Below are 17,057 nucleotides of genomic sequence, written 5' to 3' on the forward strand. Positions count from 1 at the left end.
CCTTCCGCTGTTAAGTAGTTTTCAGGATCAAACCCAAAAATGGAATTGTGATAATCTGCTTCCAAGGAAAAAGTTAATAATGACAAAAAGAAAAGCGAAGACGTTCGCCCAAGCAAAATCGTTCGCTGTCAGTTTCCCTCTTCTTTGCAAAAACAATACTAAACTATAAAGAATAATTATAAGAAACGACCCTATGATTTTTATATCGGTTAACAACCAATCATCTAACGCAATAATCGCCCACTGTATACCTAATATAAGGCTTACTAACAAAACAGGTATTCCTGTATAGATTGACACTTTCATCCCTGTAAATGCTTGATGAAGCGAAGGCAATCGCCCAAACTGTTTCGTCCATTTCTTTTCCTTCAGCAATTTATAGACGAGCAGATAAAGGATCGCGAACACAAGTGACATTGCGAATGCTGCATAGGAAAGAATAGCGAATGTTATATGGATAAATAGCAATTCAGATAGTAAGGATTCACCAATCGGAGATTGTTCGATTTGCATCGGTGCAAATGTGTAAATCGACATGAATATGAAGCCGATTACGTTTAAAAAGAAGACTGCAAACCCGACTTTTGAAAATACTTGTAGGATCATCGATAACGAGATGAGCAGCCATGCATAGAAATAAATCCCTTCGTATAGTGAAAGGATTGGAAATTGTTTTTTTTCTATGATAGTGGCGATCAGGAAGCCGGTTTGCATGATATAGACAACTGATAAAATCCAAAATGCGCTGCGGTGTGCGAATTTATTCGTGTTTAGGTAATCGATGAAATAAAATACGAGACTTACCGCATATAGGATTATGATTATTTCATGGAATCTCGCCATAGTCATTTCAGCCATGGTCAACCTCTGCCTTTCGCGTGTTGCTTAAAAGCCGCATTGCGTTGCAGGCGGACGCGTTCCAATCGAACCCCGAAGAGTTCGATTTGCCGTATTTCTGCGCTCTTTGCAGAAAGTAAGGCAGGGGGCTTACTATTTCCTGCCCCCTCGGAGTCGCCGCCTTCCACTCCAAGCGGCAAGTGAGCACTAGTCAAATAAACATTAGGTCATAAATTAATTAAATGATAAATCCGGCTGGACAACCGTTTTTTTAGTCTGCTTGTGCTCTTCCACCGCTTGAAATTCTTCTTCATCATCAGCAAGGCCGAAGATTTGTTTGAATAGGGCCAGTTTTTCTGGTGCGTTGTCGTCCATCGCCAATTCTTTTGCTTGAAGAATTGGTTCTTTTAATAATTGATTGATGATGGATTTTGTGTGTTTGTTCAATACTTTCTTTTCACGATCTGTCAGGTTTGGCATTTTGTTTTCGATGCTGGCCATTGTTTCTGACTGGATATGATGTGCCTTCTCTCGTAATTGCGCGATGAGAGGAACTACGCCAAGGGTTGCGATCCATTCTTTGAAGGAAACGATTTCCTCTTCGATCATCAAACCGATTTCTTCGGCTGCACGTTTACGCTCAGCCAAGTTGGCTTCAACGATTCCTTGTAAATCATCGATGTCGTAAAGGAACACGTTTGGCAAATCGCCGATTCGTGGATCCAAGTCACGTGGCACGGCAATGTCCACCATGAAAATCGGCTTTCCTTTACGAAGTTTCTCGACAAACTGCATCAATTCGAAGTCTATGACAAAATTTGGAGCCCCTGTTGAACTGATTAAAATATCGGCTTCCAATAAAGTGCATTGCAATTCCTTCATTGATTTTGCATTTCCTCCAAATTGGCGTGCCATCTCTTCTGCCTTGGACAGAGTCCGATTAATGACTGTGACTTTTCCTGCACCGCTTCCATGAAGATTTTTAATGGCCAACTCGCCCATCTTACCTGCTCCAAGGATTGCGATATGTTTATCCTTTAAGGAACCGAAAATTTTCTTTCCGAGCTCGACTGCAGCATAGGATACCGAGACTGCATTATCGGCAATCGCCGTTTCAGAATGAGCTCTCTTTGCTACCGTTACAGCCTGTTTAAACAATTCATTAAAGACTGTCCCTGTTGTACCGATTTCTTGGGCTTTTAAGAAACTGTCTCTTACTTGTCCTAAGATTTGCGTTTCACCAAGAACCATGGAATCGATTCCAGCTGTAACTCTCATTAAGTGCTCGATTGCTGCATCATTTTCGTATATAAGTAAATGAGGGGATAATTCCTCAATGTCCATATTGAACCAATTGGCTAAAAACCGTTTAACATAATAACGTCCTGTGTGAATTTGGTCAGCTACTGCATAAATCTCAGTCCGGTTGCATGTTGAGATAATTGTGTTCTCCAATATGCTTTTTTCCTTTTGCAGGGCTTTCATCGCTTTAGGCAATTCCGCTTCCACAAAAGATAATTTTTCCCTTAATTCAACTGGAGCTGTTCGGTAGTTAACACCGACCACAATTGTATTCATAAGGTGCCCACACCTCTCCCGTTCATTTTTACATATCTGATTATAACATATTCCTTTATTTTAATCGGTTTATTATGTGACTAAACATTGAAGAATCTACGGTTTACGAAGGACTCTATAGGTAAAAAATCCGGATGATACGTCATCCGGATTTTCGTTACATTCTTTTTTCGATTTCACGCCAAGCTTCTTCCATTCCGATCCCTTTTTCGGATGAAAAAACGATCAATGGATCACCAGCACGCAAATACAATTCATCTCGGATAATTTTCTTATGCTTCTCCCATTTTCCCTTGGGTATTTTATCCGCTTTCGTCGCGATAATAATTGCCGGGATATTATAATAACCAAGGAAATCATACATATTGCAATCATCTTTACTTGGCGGATGACGCAGATCCACGATTTGTACTACGGCACGCAACTGTTCCCTGCCTGTCAAATATCGCTCAATCATACCACCCCATGCTTCACGTTCGGATTTAGATACCTTCGCATATCCATAACCTGGTACGTCTACGAAGAATAACTTTTCCTCGATTTTATAAAAATTCAACGTCTGAGTCTTCCCGGGTTTTGAGGAAGTCCTCGCTAAACTTTTTCGACCGATCATTTTATTGATAAATGACGACTTTCCAACATTGGAGCGTCCCGCGAGGGCAAACTCCGGGAATCCGTCATCTGGATATTGTTCAGGCTTTACTGCACTCATTATCATTTCAACTTGGTTAACTTTCATTCGGATGCCTCCTCTAATGCAATCGCTAATACTTCTTCAGCATCCGAAACAAGCTTGAATGTCAGCTCACTACGTACACTTTCAGGTATATCTTCAATATCACGTTCATTCGCTTCTGGCAAAATAATCGTTGTCAATCCTGCTCGATGAGCACTCAACGATTTCTCCTTCACTCCACCAATTGGCAACACCCTGCCTCGAAGTGTGATTTCACCAGTCATTCCAACTTCTCGACGGATTGGCCGCTTTGTCAGCGACGAAACTAAAGCCGTTGCAATCGTCACACCTGCGGAAGGGCCGTCTTTCGGAACTGCCCCTTCCGGTACATGGATGTGAATGTCGCTTTTTTCATGAAATTCAGGGTCGATGTTGAACTCTTCCGCTTTAGATCTAACATAAGAAAGTGCAGTTTGAGCGGATTCTTTCATGACATCCCCTAATTTTCCTGTCAGTATCAATTTTCCTTTACCTGGTGATAGTGATACCTCTATTTGTAAAGTATCCCCACCAACCGTCGTATAAGCAAGACCAGTCGCTACGCCGATTTGATTTTTCTTTTCAGCCTGACCGTAACTATGCTTCTTCTTGCCTAAAAGTGTTTCAAGGGTCTTCACACTAACGGTAACACTTTTCTTTTCACCCGTAACAATTTGCTTCGCGGCCCTTCTGCAAATCCTTGCGATTTCACGCTCCAGTCCACGGACGCCGGCTTCCCTTGTATAATAACGAACAATGTTCATGATTGCTTCGTCATTGAAGCGCACTTGGGACTTTGTCAGGCCGTGTTCTTTCAACTGTTTGGGAATCAGATGGTTTTTAGCAATTGCCTGTTTTTCAATTTCTGTATAGCCTGGAATTGAAATAACTTCCATCCGATCTCTTAAGGGGCCTGGTATCGAGCTTAAATCATTCGATGTAGCGATGAACAGGACATTTGATAGATCATACGGTTCTTCAATATAGTGGTCGCTGAAAGTTGAGTTCTGCTCAGGATCCAAAACTTCAAGCATCGCAGCGGAAGGGTCCCCTCTGAAGTCGTTTGACATTTTATCAATTTCATCAAGTAGAAATACTGGATTTATCGTACCCGCTTTTTTCATACCTTGTATGATTCGACCTGGCATTGCGCCGACATATGTGCGACGATGCCCTCTGATTTCAGATTCATCTCTTACACCACCGAGTGAAATTCTGACAAAATTCCGCCCTAATGATTCCGCAATTGAACGGGCAAGAGATGTCTTTCCTACTCCGGGAGGACCGTCAAGACAAAGGATAGGGCCACGTAATGAATTGGTCATCTGACGGACGGCTAAATACTCCAAAATACGTTCCTTTACGGATTCCAACCCTTCATGGTCACGATTTAAGATTTTTTCCGAACGTTTTATATCCAATTGATCATCTGATGCTTGAGACCAAGGTAAGGCGATCAACCAATCAATGTAATTTCGTATAACTCCACTTTCAGCTGATGCTGAATGGATTTTCTCGTAACGATCAAGCTCCCTGAAAGCCGCTTCTCTAACGTGATCCGGCATTCCAGCTTTTTCGATTTTCTCAGTTAACTCGACAACCTCGATACTCTTGCCGTCTTTGTCCCCAAGTTCCTTTTGAATAGCTTTCATCTGTTCACGTAGATAAAACTCTTTTTGTGTACGTTCCATCGCTTCTTTTACACGTGAATTGATTTTCCGTTCCAATTCAAGGATTTCCTGCTCGTTATGTAGCTTGTTGATCAGGAATTCAAGTCGTTCCTTCACATCGATGATTTCAAGAATTTCCTGCTTTGCTGAAACCTTCAATGGTAAATGTGATGCAATCATATCCGCAAGCCTTCCAGGTTCTTCGATGGAAGCTATAGATTCGAACGTTTCTTGTGACACCTTTGCCGAGTAATTAGCAAAATTCTTGAAATACGGAAGCAATGTACGCATAAGAGCAATGCTTTCGGGATCATTAACTTCCGTGTCTTCCGGAATCCTTTCTATATCAACAACTGGATATAAATCAGCTTCCTCATAATTTGTCCATTTGGCTCGTTCAAGTCCTTCGATATATAACCGGTATGTTCCATTATTCAGTTCAGTCAATGATTTAACATGGGCTAGTAAACCAACGTTATATAAATCATCCGCGTCTGGGCTTTCAACGCTTGTATCTTTTTGTGAAGCAAGCATGATTAGATTACCATTCGCAATTGCATGCTCCACTGCAAATACGGAGCGCTCTCTCCCGACGTCAATATGTAATACCATGGTCGGGTAAACCAACATCCCGCGCAAAGGCAATAAAGGTACTTGTAGCTTCTTTTTCTTTGGCATGCGGAAGTCACCTCCATAAGATATGTATATCCAATTTGGCCAGGTATATAAGGTGGAAAAAGCCGACAACCGAAGAGCGAAAAGATCGCATCGCCGGAGTCAGCTTTATTCCTCCAAATATCATGCCGTATTTTTCTCTTGATCGAGATCGAATATTGTACCATCTTCTCGATAAAGAATCGGGCTTGATTTCTTTAGGACGGATTCTTTCGTAATGATACATTCTGTAACTTCATCAAGCGATGGAAGTTCATACATGATATCCAACATAATGTTTTCAATTATTGAACGCAGACCACGAGCACCAGTTTTCCGGACTATTGCTTCTTTTGCAATTTCAAGAAGTGCATCGTCTTCGAACTTCAGTTCAACTCCGTCAAGCTCAACCATTTTTTGGTATTGCTTCACAATGGCATTTTTAGGCACTGTAAGGATTTGGTATAGCATTTGTTCGTCTAACTGTTCAAGCGTTGCAATGACAGGCAAACGACCGATGAATTCCGGAATTAAGCCAAAACGCTGTAAATCTTCCGGAATCAGCTTCGAAAGCAATGAAGTTTCCTCTGCAGCAGCCTCATCAGTGTTCGTGCCAAATCCAATCACTTTCTGCCCAGTACGACGCTTAATGATTTCTTCCATTCCATCGAATGCTCCACCAACGATGAATAAAATGTTTGTTGTGTCGATTTGAAGAAATTCCTGATGTGGATGCTTACGTCCGCCTTGAGGTGGAACACTCGCAACCGTCCCTTCAAGAATTTTCAGCAATGCCTGCTGAACCCCTTCACCGGAAACATCTCGTGTAATGGATGCATTTTCTGATTTACGTGCGACTTTATCGATTTCGTCGATATAAATGATTCCTTTTTCAGCACGCTCGATATCAAAATCTGCAGCTTGGATTAACTTCAAAAGAATATTCTCAACATCCTCGCCGACATACCCCGCTTCAGTTAGTGAAGTAGCATCAGCGATTGCAAAAGGTACATCCAAAATACGTGCCAACGTTTGCGCTAATAATGTTTTACCACTACCAGTTGGTCCGATCAAAACAATATTCGATTTGGCGATCTCAACGTCATCGACCTTGCTATTTGTGTTGATACGTTTGTAGTGATTGTATACAGCAACGGCCAATGATTTTTTAGCACGATCCTGGCCAATAATATATTCATCTAAAATGCCTTGGATTTCACGTGGTTTCGGAACGTCTTTCAGCTCGAAATGTTCATCGAGGCCAACTTCCTCCTCAACGATTTCCGCGCAAAGTTCAACACATTCATCACAAATATAGACACCCTGACCTGCAACTAATTTTCTAACTTGGTCTTGGGTTTTACCACAAAAAGAACAGCTCAGATTATCTTTTTCATCATTAAATTTGAACATCAAGCTCACCCCTATTCAAGTGACAATCTTACAAGATTCCTCCGTTATTAGCAACTAATTCGAACTGCTCATCATTTGCCAATAGGGATAGTTTTAGTTATGAAAAACAAGGTACGGAAAACCGCACCTTGTATTATTCATCTACAATTATTCAGTGATTTTAGCGTTTTCTACTAAGAATTCAACTGCTTTATTGAATCTCAAATCATTCTCAAGAACTCTAGTACCACCTAAAGTTTGTTTGATTTGATCAACTTCCATTTTAAACTGTTCAGCCATTTTTTCAAGCTCGGCATTGATTTCCTCTTCAGTCACTTCAAGGTTCTCAGCTTTACCAATTGCTTCAAGTGTCAATGAAACACGAACACGGTTTAAAGCGTCGTCTCTCATTTGGCTACGAAGAGCAGCTTCGTCTTGGCCTGAGAATTGGAAGTAAAGGTCAAGGTTCATGCCTTGCATTTGAAGGCGTTGACCAAACTCGTCTACCATGCGGTCCACTTCAGAATCGATCATTACTTCTGGAATATCGATTTCAGCGTTTCTTGCAGCAGCTTCTACAAGATCGTCACGCAATGCTGTTTCAGAAGCACGTTTCTTCTCATCAGCAGTTTGCTCTTTCAATTTTGTACGAAGTGCTTCAAGGCTTTCAACTTCCTCGTCGATTTCTTTTGCAAGCTCATCGTCAAGTGCAGGAATTTCTTTTGATTTGATTTCGTGAATTTTCACTTTGAATACAGCAGGTTTTCCAGCTAATTCAGCAGCGTGGTATTCTTCCGGGAAAGAAACCTCTACGTCTTTTTCTTCGCCAACTTTCAAACCAACAAGTTGCTCTTCGAATCCTGGGATGAATGAACCTGAACCGATTTCGAGGTCATATCCTTCCGCTTTACCGCCTTCGAAAGCTTCGCCATCAACAAATCCTTCAAAGTCAAGGTTTACTGTGTCGCCGTTTTCTACAGCACCGTCTTCTTTTACAACCATTTCAGCGAATGTTTGTTGACGATCTTTTAGTTGTTCTTCGATTTCTTCGTCAGTCACTTCTGTTTCTTGACGATTCACTTCAAGGCCTTTATATTCGCCAAGTTTAACTTCTGGCTTCAATGTAACATGTGCTTTGAAGATAAGCGTTTTGCCTTTTTCCATTTCATCGATTTCGATTTCCGGTTGTGCAATCGGCTCAACGCCTGACTCGTCAAGTGCGTTAGAATATGCTTCAGGAAGGATGATGTCAAGCGCATCATTGTAAAGTGCTTCCACGCCATACATTCTTTCGAACATTTTACGTGGCATTTTCCCCTTACGGAATCCTGGTGCTTGAACTGTTTTTACAACTTTCTTGAAAGCTTCATCAATTGCAGCGTCCACTGTTTCAGCAGGGACCTCAACTGTTAATGTACCTTTATTTCCTTCTTCTTTTTCCCATTTAACTGACATTTAAAAAACCTCCGAATCATTATGACCAATATATTTTCGTTATTGAATACGCCATTTTCAACCCTTACAGTATATCATAGTCTTTCTATCTTTCAACAGATTTAATGCGTTATCTATCTGTCTGCTCATCGATTTTTTTTATCAATGAATTCAATTCTGCATTTTGCATAGGCTCCCCTGAAAACATACTTTCTATGTATTGTGTATAAGCGATTGCAACTTCTTCTGTAGAATATCCATCCCAGTTGAAAGGATACGCGATTATTCCATAGCGCTGACTTGCGTCGATCGCCATTTGCATCCTTGACGGATCCTTCTCCGCTATTTCACTTATGCGATTAACCACTTCAATAGAACGATCATCTTGTCCAGGGAGATCGAGTTCACAAGGAATGACTTTTTTTGTGCCCCCAAATTTACTGACGGATACTTCTTCGTCATATCCGGATTCAAGAAGCAGGACAAGGGCATACGTAATAACGATTGGATGTATTTCATCCTTCTGAACAACCTCAGCAAGCACTTTCTTTATTGTATGATCGAAAGAACCATTTTCAAACGCAACAAGCAATTGCTGTTGTTCATCCACTGAAAGAGCCATGAATTGTTCTATCGTGAGTTGTTCGTTGAAGTCTTCGGAATCGTCATGTTCAGGTGCGTACCTATGGGATAGTCTTCTATTCAGGTCTCGTAAATAATTGAACTTTTTCACCATTTCGGGCGGGACGATTTCTTCATCTAAAAGTGCTTCGATTGTCATATCGACTTCTTCATAATGCTGGAGTTGGATGCTGATCGCTAAGTACAATTCCATAGCGTAAAGATATTCTGTTGTTCCACTATGAAGTAATTCGGTTGCAACGATTTTAGCTTTATCGAAATTCTGAGTCTCATACAAGGATATTGCGTACGGTGCAAGCAGTCGCGGATTTTCAGGGTCGAAATGATATACTTGTTCAAACGCTTCGACTGCTTCTGCGTAATGGGCGTCTTCGACGGCATCCAATCCTCTTTCGATTAGTGATTCGAGGGCACCAGGGAACATGACGACGTTATCCTTTTTCAATAGCCTTCTATATTTGTTTTTGTTTTTCACGGGTCTCACCTTCTTTCGCTCCCTTCAATATAGCATATTGCTTTTTCTAACTGGAAATGAAATATGAAAACTTCCAAGTACTAAAATTCTCTCCCATAAGATTTCCCTTATGACAGAGATATAAACTGTATAAAGAATAAAAGGAAACCAGGGCCATCCCGATAGGTCAAAAGTAATGAAAAAACGATAACTTTTTAAATTTGACCGATAACTCTTTGTTTGTGATCTGACTGAGCGATTGATACGGGTAAGACAAAAAAGCATCGCGAGTATATCCTCACAATGCTTTTGACCAAAAATTATTTTACTGAATCAGGAATTAAAGAATAATAAGATTTGCCGTTGAGACGTTCCGCCAACTCGGCTTTCGCCTGTTCGATGATCGACGGGTTTTCCATCACTTGCAGTGCAGTGGAGGCGATTACTTTCGCCGCCTGCAACATTCCCTTATGCGCAATCGGCGTTGCTCCTTGCGACACGACTTGCCATGTATGGAGCGGTGTGCCTAAAGCAAAACAGCTTGTGAGGCACTGCATCGTTGGCACGACCCAGCTGACATCCCCGACGTCCGTTGAGCCTGAAAGAATCGCTTCGGTAGTGGAATGGGGTGGTATGAAATCAGCAATCACTCTTTCCTTCAGCCTTTTCACGGTTTCCCGGTCTCGTCCAGCATATGCATTATTGAGATCATCCTCAGTCAATGTGCGTCGGATTTCTTTCGCAAATGCGACGTCCGCTTCATCATAGGATGGAACCCCGACATTCACAAGGTTTTCATACATCACATCAGCAAGGACAGTATTAGGAATCAGATTGGAAGCAGTTCCCACAAATTCGACGTCAAATGTCGTCCCCGTCATTAATGCAGCTCCACGAGCAATGTCATGAACCCTTTCATAAAGTGATTCCACTTCATCCTTTTCAACTGCCCGTATCAAATAGACGACTTCGGCATTCGCCTGCACCACGTTCGGCGAAGTGCCGCCTGTATCCGTAACCGCATAATGGATTCGTGCGTCTGGCACCATATGCTCCCGTAAGTAATTGACACCGACATTCATTAACTCTACTGCATCGAGTGCACTTCTACCTAAATGAGGAGTGGCTGCAGCATGAGCGCTCTTTCCTTTGAACTTGAAGCGTGCAGAATAATTGGCAAGCGTTTTCACATTCATGAGTCCTGGTACATCCCAAGGGTGCCAAGAGAATGCTACATCTACATCGTCAAACAGACCCGCCCGCGACATGAATGCTTTACCGGATCCATTTTCCTCTGCAGGGCAGCCATAATAACGAACCGTCCCTTGCAAACCGTTCTGTTCCATATATTCTTTAACGGCGACCGCCGCCGCAAACGCTCCAGTCCCTAAAAGATTATGGCCACATCCATGCCCGTTGCCGTCCTCGACAACTGGATCATGATGGGAAAGCCCTTTTTTCTGACTAAGCCCCGGCAAAGCATCGAATTCGCCTAAAATCGCGACGATAGGATTCCCTGACCCGAAACTCCCGATAAAAGCTGTGCTAAGTCCCGCGACTCCCCGCTCGACATGGAACCCTTCTTCCTCTAACGCCCCAATTAAGTAGGCGGATGATTGATGTTCTTCGAAATACAATTCAGGTACTTCCCATATTTTATCGCTTAACGCAATGAATTTATCCTTTTTTTGTTCAATCAAACTTGAAATCGATTTCCTGAATTCCATCATTCATCTCTCCTTATCTATATGAATTACCGTTAAAGCCTACGCGTTAGCTTGCAGTAGCTCGCCCTTCCGGAAATTCAACGTCAAAAGTGAAATCGTACAGATGATAGCGAAAATGATAAGCATCCAAAAAGCCGCATTATATGAACCGTTAAACGTCTGTACAATAAATCCGATCGCAAGCGGGGTTATAAAACCGGCAAGCTGACCTCCTGTATTTGCAATACCCATGCTTGTCCCCGTCACAGCGGATGGAAGTCTTTTCAAAATAATTGCCGGTAACAAAAGCATAACAAAGGAAATAAAAATAATTACAATCGTCTGGTATGCAACGAACATTGTCACACTTGGTGCATTGAACATGAGATAAAGGAGGATACCAACAACAACACAAGAAATTGCGCCAACCACTTTTTCTTTACCAAGCGGAAGTCTGTCGATGACATACCCAGCTAAATACATCGCAAAAATCATCGCTAAACCTGGAACTGTTTGCGCCCATCCAAGTGAAATCAAGTCAAGTCCTCTCACATTCACAAGATATGTCGGCAACCATGTTGCCAAGCCCCAGTTAATGGCATAAATACTGTAATAGGCGATAAACAGATTCAACATGAGCGGAGTTTTTAATACTTGTTTAAAAATTCCTTGTTGGGAATCCCCTGAAGGTTTCATTACCTCTTCTTTAAGATCAGCAGGCAGTTTAACGAAGATCCAGAACAGGACCGTGATGATAATTCCAATTCCACCAAGGATCAAGAACGATGTACGCCAACCTATCGTTGTCAGCATATAGGCAGATAGAAGTGGTACGATCAGCGCCACAATACCTCCGGACGATAACATGACCGACATTGCCCAGGCTCTTTTATCCATTGGAAACGTTTGTGAAATCAATTTCGAACTTGAAGGCTGAAATCCACCTTCCCCAATACCGAAAAAGAAACGAATAATGATCATCGAAGTCAAAGACCACACTGCTCCGGTTAAAGCTGTAAAGATCGACCACATTAGAACGGAAACGATAAGCACCCTTCTTGATCCTAATCTATCGGCCAGCCAGCCGCCGGGAATTTGCATGATTGCGTACCCAGCAAAAAAACTACTAAGAATCAATCCCGTACTGGTGGGATTTAATTGTAAATCCTCTGTTATAGACAGCACAGCGTAGTTAATAAAATAGCGATCGAAGTTCCCAATCGCCCATCCAATGAAAAGCAATAACAAAATCATATTTCTTTGTTTCTTAGAAACCATAAGATCCTCCTATTTCAAGCCATGTAATACTTTATTATTTTCATTTCCGAAAAGCTCTATGCCCTGTATAAGTTGTCCAAAACAGAAGCACCTATGTAAACTGTCCAATTCAAAAAGTATGCCTTATCCGATTAAGATAAGGCACTTTTACAGTCATCTTGGTTATAGCAATAACTGATACCCTCTTTGGTCAGTTACAAACATCTAACGCACAAGATTAATTGCTCAAATCCCCTAAAATCCCCGAATCACGCATAAACAGCATGAAACACGCATAAATAACTTCAAATGTTCATAAACCACATAAATCACGCATAAATCCCAAATTTGAACTCCTTCTCAATTAATAAACGCCTGAAACCTATTTTTCAAGGTTACAGGCGTTTAATACGTCCCAGGAGGGATTCGAACCCCCGACCCACAGCTTAGAAGGCTGTTGCTCTATCCTGCTGAGCTACTGAGACATGCTGTTAACAACCAACGATTGCCAACGACAAATCTTATTATAGGCACGGCCGCAAGAAAAGTCAACGCTAATTTTTAATGTTTTTTAATTCAATCGAATCAACAATTTAAAAAGCCATATATCCCTCCCATAATGGGTATAGGATGCGCAGGCTATGCGGAAACGGCAGCCACCGTTTCCTTATTGCCATGCGAAGTGCTCATAAAAATTACAATCCACCAACTGAGTCCAGCATCCGGGGTAAATGTTCCTCTAATTGTCTCAACGCTGCACCACGATGTGATATGCGTCCTTTTTCTTCCGGAGAAAGTTCCGCCATCGACCGATCCATTTCCGGATTGAAAAAGATCGGATCATAACCGAAACCGTTAGTTCCTCGTCTCTCCTCCAAAATAACGCCTTCACAGCTGCCAGAAAATGTAATCGTCTCACGCTCAGGACCAGCAACCGCAAGAACACATCTGAAGCGTGCGGTACGTTCCTCTTCAGGCACTCCAAGAAGCTCTGAGAGCACTTTGTCGATATTCGCCTCATCACTCTTCTCTTCTCCCGCATAACGGGCAGAATAGACACCTGGGGCGCCGTTCAGCTTATCGATTTCGAGACCACTGTCATCCGCAATGACTGTGATGCCTAAAAGCTTTGCAACAGTCTCAGCTTTCAGAATTGCATTTTCTTCAAAAGTAACCCCAGTCTCCTCCACGTCAATGTCCTGCTCTAAATCATTTAAAGTAAGGACTTCGATATGATAAGGATTGAATAGTGCCTCAAAATCCTTCGCCTTCCCTTTGTTGTTTGTCGCGATCAAGATCTTTTTCATGGGATTATTCTCCTTCCTCTCGACCGATTTCTGTTCCTATATCAGCTAAGACTTCTTTTTGAATACCGATAAGTCGTTGAATGCCGGACTCTGCCAGTTCAATGAGATCATTCATTTCCTGTCTTGTAAATGTCGCTTCCTCACCCGTACCTTGTAATTCCACAAATTCACCTGCACCTGTCATGACAACATTCATATCGACGGCTGCTGCAGAATCTTCCGGATAGTCTAAATCCAGAATAAGTACTCCTTCTTCTGTTTTCCCAACACTGATTGCTGCCAAATAGTCACGAATCGGGAACTTTTTCAATTCTTTCTCCGATACTAATTTCGAAGCAGCTATAGACATGGCAACAAAAGCACCCGTTATAGAAGCTGTACGCGTACCACCATCCGCCTGGATAACGTCGCAGTCAATCCATATCGTTCGCTCACCAAGCGCTTCCAAATCGACAACAGCACGCATTGCGCGTCCAATTAGACGCTGGATTTCCATTGTCCTTCCGCCCACTTTACCTCTTGAGGATTCCCTTTGAGTCCTTTGACCGGTTGCCCTTGGAAGCATGGAATATTCTGCCGTCACCCACCCTTGTCCACTTCCTCTGAGAAATGGTGGGACCCTTTCCTCTATGGTTGCCGTACAAATTACCTTTGTATTCCCGACTGAAATCAATACCGAACCTTCCGGATGAATCAAATAATCCGTTTCAATCGTTACCGGCCTTCCCATATCTGCAGTTCTTCCATCATGTCTCATATCGGATACCTCCACTAGTTGAATTCAGCATCCATCTTATCACAGACTTTTTAGCCAAAGCAAAAACCCGGTCGCCATTAACGGCTTCCGGGTTTTAAAGTATTAAATGTCTTACATCGGGATTTTCAATTTCAAGCCAATCAGAAGTAATTTCAATAAATTCTTCCAATCCTCCTGTAGTATAGAAGATTGGAGTTTTATGTTCAACAAGGTTAGTTGCAATACCAAGCTCATTCAGAGTCCTTTGCACATCACGAACTGTTTCATTAGCCGAAGAAACGATTGTTACTCCGCTTGGTAATTGCTCTTGAATATGATTATGCAGAAGTGGATAATGCGTGCATCCCAAAATCGCCGTATCAAAATCCAAATGGGCTATTGGCTCCAAGGATTTTTTAATGATTGGGCGAATATCAATTTGTTTATATTGACCACTTTCAACGAGAGGAACAAATTCTGGACAAGCGAGGGGATAGACTACTGTTTCTGCTGAGATTTCAGAGATTGCGTTTTCGTATGCCCTGCTTTTAATGGTTCCAACCGTTCCTAAGACAGCTATTCTACGGGTTGACGAAACTTGCGAAGCAGCCCTTGCTCCCGGTTCAATAACTCCTAAGACCGGAAAAGGGAACTGTTTTCGCAAATCGTCCAGTGCTACCGCAGTGGCAGTATTGCATGCAACTACGAGCATCTTAATCCCCAATTCAGAAAGCGCCAAAGCCATTTCCATTGTGAATCTTTTCACTTCTTCAACTGAACGTGGCCCGTACGGACACCGCGCATCATCGCCAATATAAATTATTTTTTCCTCAGGTAAAAAACTCATCATTTCCTTTACAACGGTTAAACCGCCAACACCGGAATCGATAACCCCGATTGGAGCATTATTCGAGATGTTCACTCCTTGATCATCTCTCTATGCAATTTGGTTAACAATCGGGAGAACTCGTTAATTTCTACATCGGAAAAATCTTCTAACACGCTATTCAAGTATTGTCTACGTTTGTCAATTACTTCCTCAATGACACGCTCACCTTCAACCAATAAGTGGATGCGCACAACACGTCGATCGTGTTCATCACGAACTCGTTTGACAAGGTTATTGTTCTCCATCCGATCGACCAAGTCTGTCGTCGTACTGAACGCAAGATACATCTTATTGGATAAGTCACCAATGGTCATGTCGCCATGCTCAAATAACCATTGCAACGCAATGAATTGAGGAGTGGTAATTGTATAATTACTTAAGATTTTACGGCCTTGTTGTTTAATAATCCCTGATATATATCGAAGTTCCTTTTCCATCCGGGCAATGTTATTGGCACCGTCAAAACTAACTCCATTGTTTTCTGCCACGTATACCAGCTCCCTGAAAACGAATACTATCTACTCATTGTCACCTTTTTCTACATATAACGCAACTGTTTTAAAGCGATTCGGTAGTATTTACTCAAATTTTTAGGGGTTTCAGCCTCTTCGCATACAATAGCCTTCAACTTGTCGTTCATAGATCAAACAACAAGACAATGGTTAATTCAGTTTCAGCTCCCCTAATCGCAACAATTCGACAATCGCTTGTGCCCTTCCGGATACTCCTAATTTCTGAATTGTATTAGAAATATGATTCCGGACGGTTTTTTCGCTAATGCCGAGCCGTCCCGCGATTTCTTTCGTCGTATGATCATCTACTAATAGATGAAAGATTTCTCGCTCCCTTGCTGTAAGCAACGAACGGTTTTTCATTTCTCCTGTCAAGACGCGCCCCCTCCTATCCACGTTCACTTTACAATATGTGAAGATGGTTTAGGCTGTGCCGGCTTGTGTAACAAAACTATAAGGAAAATGCAGTTTTTTGATCACTTTCCCAAGGAACCGATTTACCAGTTTTCCTGTCAATTTGTACGAGCGTTCCTCTTCCTGTAAAAACCAATTCGCCGCTACTATTTCTTGCCATATAATGGATGTCTACTGAACTATTACCAACTGAAGCTGCTTTAACAAATATCGACAATTTTTCATCAAAAAAGACTTGTTTCATGTAATCGCATTGTAAATCTGCGACAACGGGAATAGTTTTCCCATGCGGATCAAGCCAATCCACCATACGCCCGATTTCTTTTAAAAATTCAATTCGGGCATACTCAAAATATGTAAACGTCACTGTATTATTTAAATGCCCATACATATCCGTTTCCGAAAATCGTACTGACACCGGTACTGAAAATCTAAATTCTTCGATCCACTTCTCCATATCATCAATATATGAAATTCTCATCTTTACTGCTCCCCCTTTTAAATGAATGAACATTCATTCTTTAATTATAACAAATAGTCGGTGAATATCCACTCTTATTCCAAAATTTAGTTGAAGGTGACTTTTGCATAGGGATTTATAAGGGATTTCGTGAGCGCATGGGGCATTCTTGGGCGCACGGAGGATTTCTTGAGCGCTTGGAGGTTTTCTTGAGCGCTTGATGGAATTCTTGAGCTCGAAACGAACTTCTTGAGCGCTTTGCGGATTCCTTGAGCGTTTGTTGGACTTCTTGAGCGCTTGATGGAATTCTTGAGCGCGAAACGGATTTCTTGAGCGCTTGATGGAATTCTTGAGCGCTTAGCGGATTTCTTGAGCGTTTGATGGGTTTCTTGAGTCAAGT

At 41.9% G+C, this 17,057-nt stretch carries 16 protein-coding genes and 1 tRNA gene; all 17 read right to left on the minus strand.

Going from position 1 to position 17,057, the window contains the following annotated elements; translation table 11 throughout:
- Positions 1-27: 27 nt before the first annotated feature.
- Complete coding sequence (ccsA, locus tag NSQ43_RS12860; protein ID WP_339250795.1) at positions 28-858, minus strand: cytochrome c biogenesis protein CcsA; 831 nt, start codon at positions 856-858, stop codon at positions 28-30.
- 213 nt (positions 859-1,071) lie between these two features.
- Entirely contained in the window at positions 1,072-2,415 is a 1,344-nt protein-coding gene (gene hemA, locus NSQ43_RS12865) for a glutamyl-tRNA reductase (RefSeq protein ID WP_339250797.1), read from the minus strand.
- A gap of 157 nt (positions 2,416-2,572) precedes the next feature.
- Positions 2,573-3,154, minus strand: coding sequence for a ribosome biogenesis GTP-binding protein YihA/YsxC (gene yihA / locus NSQ43_RS12870; protein ID WP_339250801.1), 582 nt, complete (start codon positions 3,152-3,154; stop codon positions 2,573-2,575).
- Positions 3,151-5,478 carry an endopeptidase La gene (gene lon / locus NSQ43_RS12875; RefSeq protein WP_339250802.1) on the minus strand — a complete coding sequence of 776 codons (2,328 nt, stop codon included), beginning with the start codon at positions 5,476-5,478 and terminating at the stop codon, positions 3,151-3,153. Before lon ends, yihA begins: the two co-directional genes overlap by 4 nt.
- A 120-nt stretch (positions 5,479-5,598) precedes the next feature.
- Positions 5,599-6,867 carry an ATP-dependent protease ATP-binding subunit ClpX gene (gene clpX / locus NSQ43_RS12880; RefSeq protein ID WP_339250803.1) on the minus strand — a complete coding sequence of 423 codons (1,269 nt, stop codon included), beginning with the start codon at positions 6,865-6,867 and terminating at the stop codon, positions 5,599-5,601.
- 147 nt (positions 6,868-7,014) lie between these two features.
- Complete coding sequence (tig, locus tag NSQ43_RS12885; RefSeq protein ID WP_339250805.1) at positions 7,015-8,301, minus strand: trigger factor; 1,287 nt, start codon at positions 8,299-8,301, stop codon at positions 7,015-7,017.
- 109 nt (positions 8,302-8,410) lie between these two features.
- Positions 8,411-9,397 (minus strand): tetratricopeptide repeat protein, encoded by a 987-nt coding sequence (locus NSQ43_RS12890; protein ID WP_339250806.1) that lies wholly within the window; start codon positions 9,395-9,397, stop codon positions 8,411-8,413.
- A gap of 299 nt (positions 9,398-9,696) precedes the next feature.
- Positions 9,697-11,103, minus strand: a complete 1,407-nt coding sequence (locus NSQ43_RS12895) for a M20 family metallopeptidase (RefSeq protein WP_339254905.1) — start codon at positions 11,101-11,103, stop codon at positions 9,697-9,699.
- Between the two features lie 39 nt (positions 11,104-11,142).
- A complete protein-coding gene (locus NSQ43_RS12900) occupies positions 11,143-12,360 on the minus strand; it encodes an MFS transporter (protein WP_339250808.1) in 1,218 nt (405 codons plus the stop codon).
- 390 nt (positions 12,361-12,750) lie between these two features.
- Positions 12,751-12,824, minus strand: a tRNA-Arg gene (locus NSQ43_RS12905).
- A 210-nt stretch (positions 12,825-13,034) separates the two neighbouring features.
- The gene (locus NSQ43_RS12910) at positions 13,035-13,646 is read right to left on the minus strand and encodes an XTP/dITP diphosphatase (RefSeq protein WP_339250810.1); all 612 of its coding nucleotides are present in this window, start codon (positions 13,644-13,646) and stop codon (positions 13,035-13,037) included.
- A 4-nt stretch (positions 13,647-13,650) separates the two neighbouring features.
- Positions 13,651-14,403, minus strand: coding sequence for a ribonuclease PH (gene rph, locus NSQ43_RS12915; RefSeq protein WP_339250812.1), 753 nt, complete (start codon positions 14,401-14,403; stop codon positions 13,651-13,653).
- Positions 14,404-14,497: 94 nt separating this feature from the next.
- A complete protein-coding gene (gene racE / locus NSQ43_RS12920; RefSeq protein WP_339250814.1) occupies positions 14,498-15,304 on the minus strand; it encodes a glutamate racemase in 807 nt (268 codons plus the stop codon).
- Positions 15,301-15,708, minus strand: a complete 408-nt coding sequence (locus tag NSQ43_RS12925) for a MarR family transcriptional regulator (protein ID WP_339254907.1) — start codon at positions 15,706-15,708, stop codon at positions 15,301-15,303. Before NSQ43_RS12925 ends, racE begins: the two co-directional genes overlap by 4 nt.
- A 225-nt stretch (positions 15,709-15,933) precedes the next feature.
- The gene (locus NSQ43_RS12930; protein WP_060204861.1) at positions 15,934-16,146 is read right to left on the minus strand and encodes a LuxR C-terminal-related transcriptional regulator; all 213 of its coding nucleotides are present in this window, start codon (positions 16,144-16,146) and stop codon (positions 15,934-15,936) included.
- An 88-nt stretch (positions 16,147-16,234) separates the two neighbouring features.
- Positions 16,235-16,678 (minus strand): thioesterase family protein, encoded by a 444-nt coding sequence (locus NSQ43_RS12935; RefSeq protein ID WP_339250815.1) that lies wholly within the window; start codon positions 16,676-16,678, stop codon positions 16,235-16,237.
- 86 nt (positions 16,679-16,764) lie between these two features.
- Positions 16,765-17,055: a hypothetical protein gene (locus NSQ43_RS12940; RefSeq protein WP_339250817.1), complete on the minus strand. Its 291-nt coding sequence runs from the start codon at positions 17,053-17,055 to the stop codon at positions 16,765-16,767.
- Positions 17,056-17,057: the final 2 nt, after the last annotated feature.

Origin of the sequence: Sporosarcina sp. FSL W8-0480 (assembly GCF_037963765.1) — a bacterium.
Classification (GTDB): domain Bacteria; phylum Bacillota; class Bacilli; order Bacillales_A; family Planococcaceae; genus Sporosarcina.

Bases quoted from the DNA above. Each gene is read 5' to 3' on its own strand.
- ccsA (WP_339250795.1), bottom strand. From the start codon at position 858: ATGGCTGAAATGACTATGGCGAGATTCCATGAAATAATCATAATCCTA.
- hemA (WP_339250797.1), bottom strand. From the start codon at position 2,415: ATGAATACAATTGTGGTCGGTGTTAACTACCGAACAGCTCCAGTTGAA.
- yihA (WP_339250801.1), bottom strand. From the start codon at position 3,154: ATGAAAGTTAACCAAGTTGAAATGATAATGAGTGCAGTAAAGCCTGAA.
- lon (WP_339250802.1), bottom strand. From the start codon at position 5,478: ATGCCAAAGAAAAAGAAGCTACAAGTACCTTTATTGCCTTTGCGCGGG.
- clpX (WP_339250803.1), bottom strand. From the start codon at position 6,867: ATGTTCAAATTTAATGATGAAAAAGATAATCTGAGCTGTTCTTTTTGT.
- tig (WP_339250805.1), bottom strand. From the start codon at position 8,301: ATGTCAGTTAAATGGGAAAAAGAAGAAGGAAATAAAGGTACATTAACA.
- NSQ43_RS12895 (WP_339254905.1), bottom strand. From the start codon at position 11,103: ATGGAATTCAGGAAATCGATTTCAAGTTTGATTGAACAAAAAAAGGAT.
- NSQ43_RS12900 (WP_339250808.1), bottom strand. From the start codon at position 12,360: ATGGTTTCTAAGAAACAAAGAAATATGATTTTGTTATTGCTTTTCATT.
- NSQ43_RS12910 (WP_339250810.1), bottom strand. From the start codon at position 13,646: ATGAAAAAGATCTTGATCGCGACAAACAACAAAGGGAAGGCGAAGGAT.
- rph (WP_339250812.1), bottom strand. From the start codon at position 14,403: ATGAGACATGATGGAAGAACTGCAGATATGGGAAGGCCGGTAACGATT.
- NSQ43_RS12925 (WP_339254907.1), bottom strand. From the start codon at position 15,708: ATGGAAAAGGAACTTCGATATATATCAGGGATTATTAAACAACAAGGC.
- NSQ43_RS12930 (WP_060204861.1), bottom strand. From the start codon at position 16,146: ATGAAAAACCGTTCGTTGCTTACAGCAAGGGAGCGAGAAATCTTTCAT.
- NSQ43_RS12935 (WP_339250815.1), bottom strand. From the start codon at position 16,678: ATGAGAATTTCATATATTGATGATATGGAGAAGTGGATCGAAGAATTT.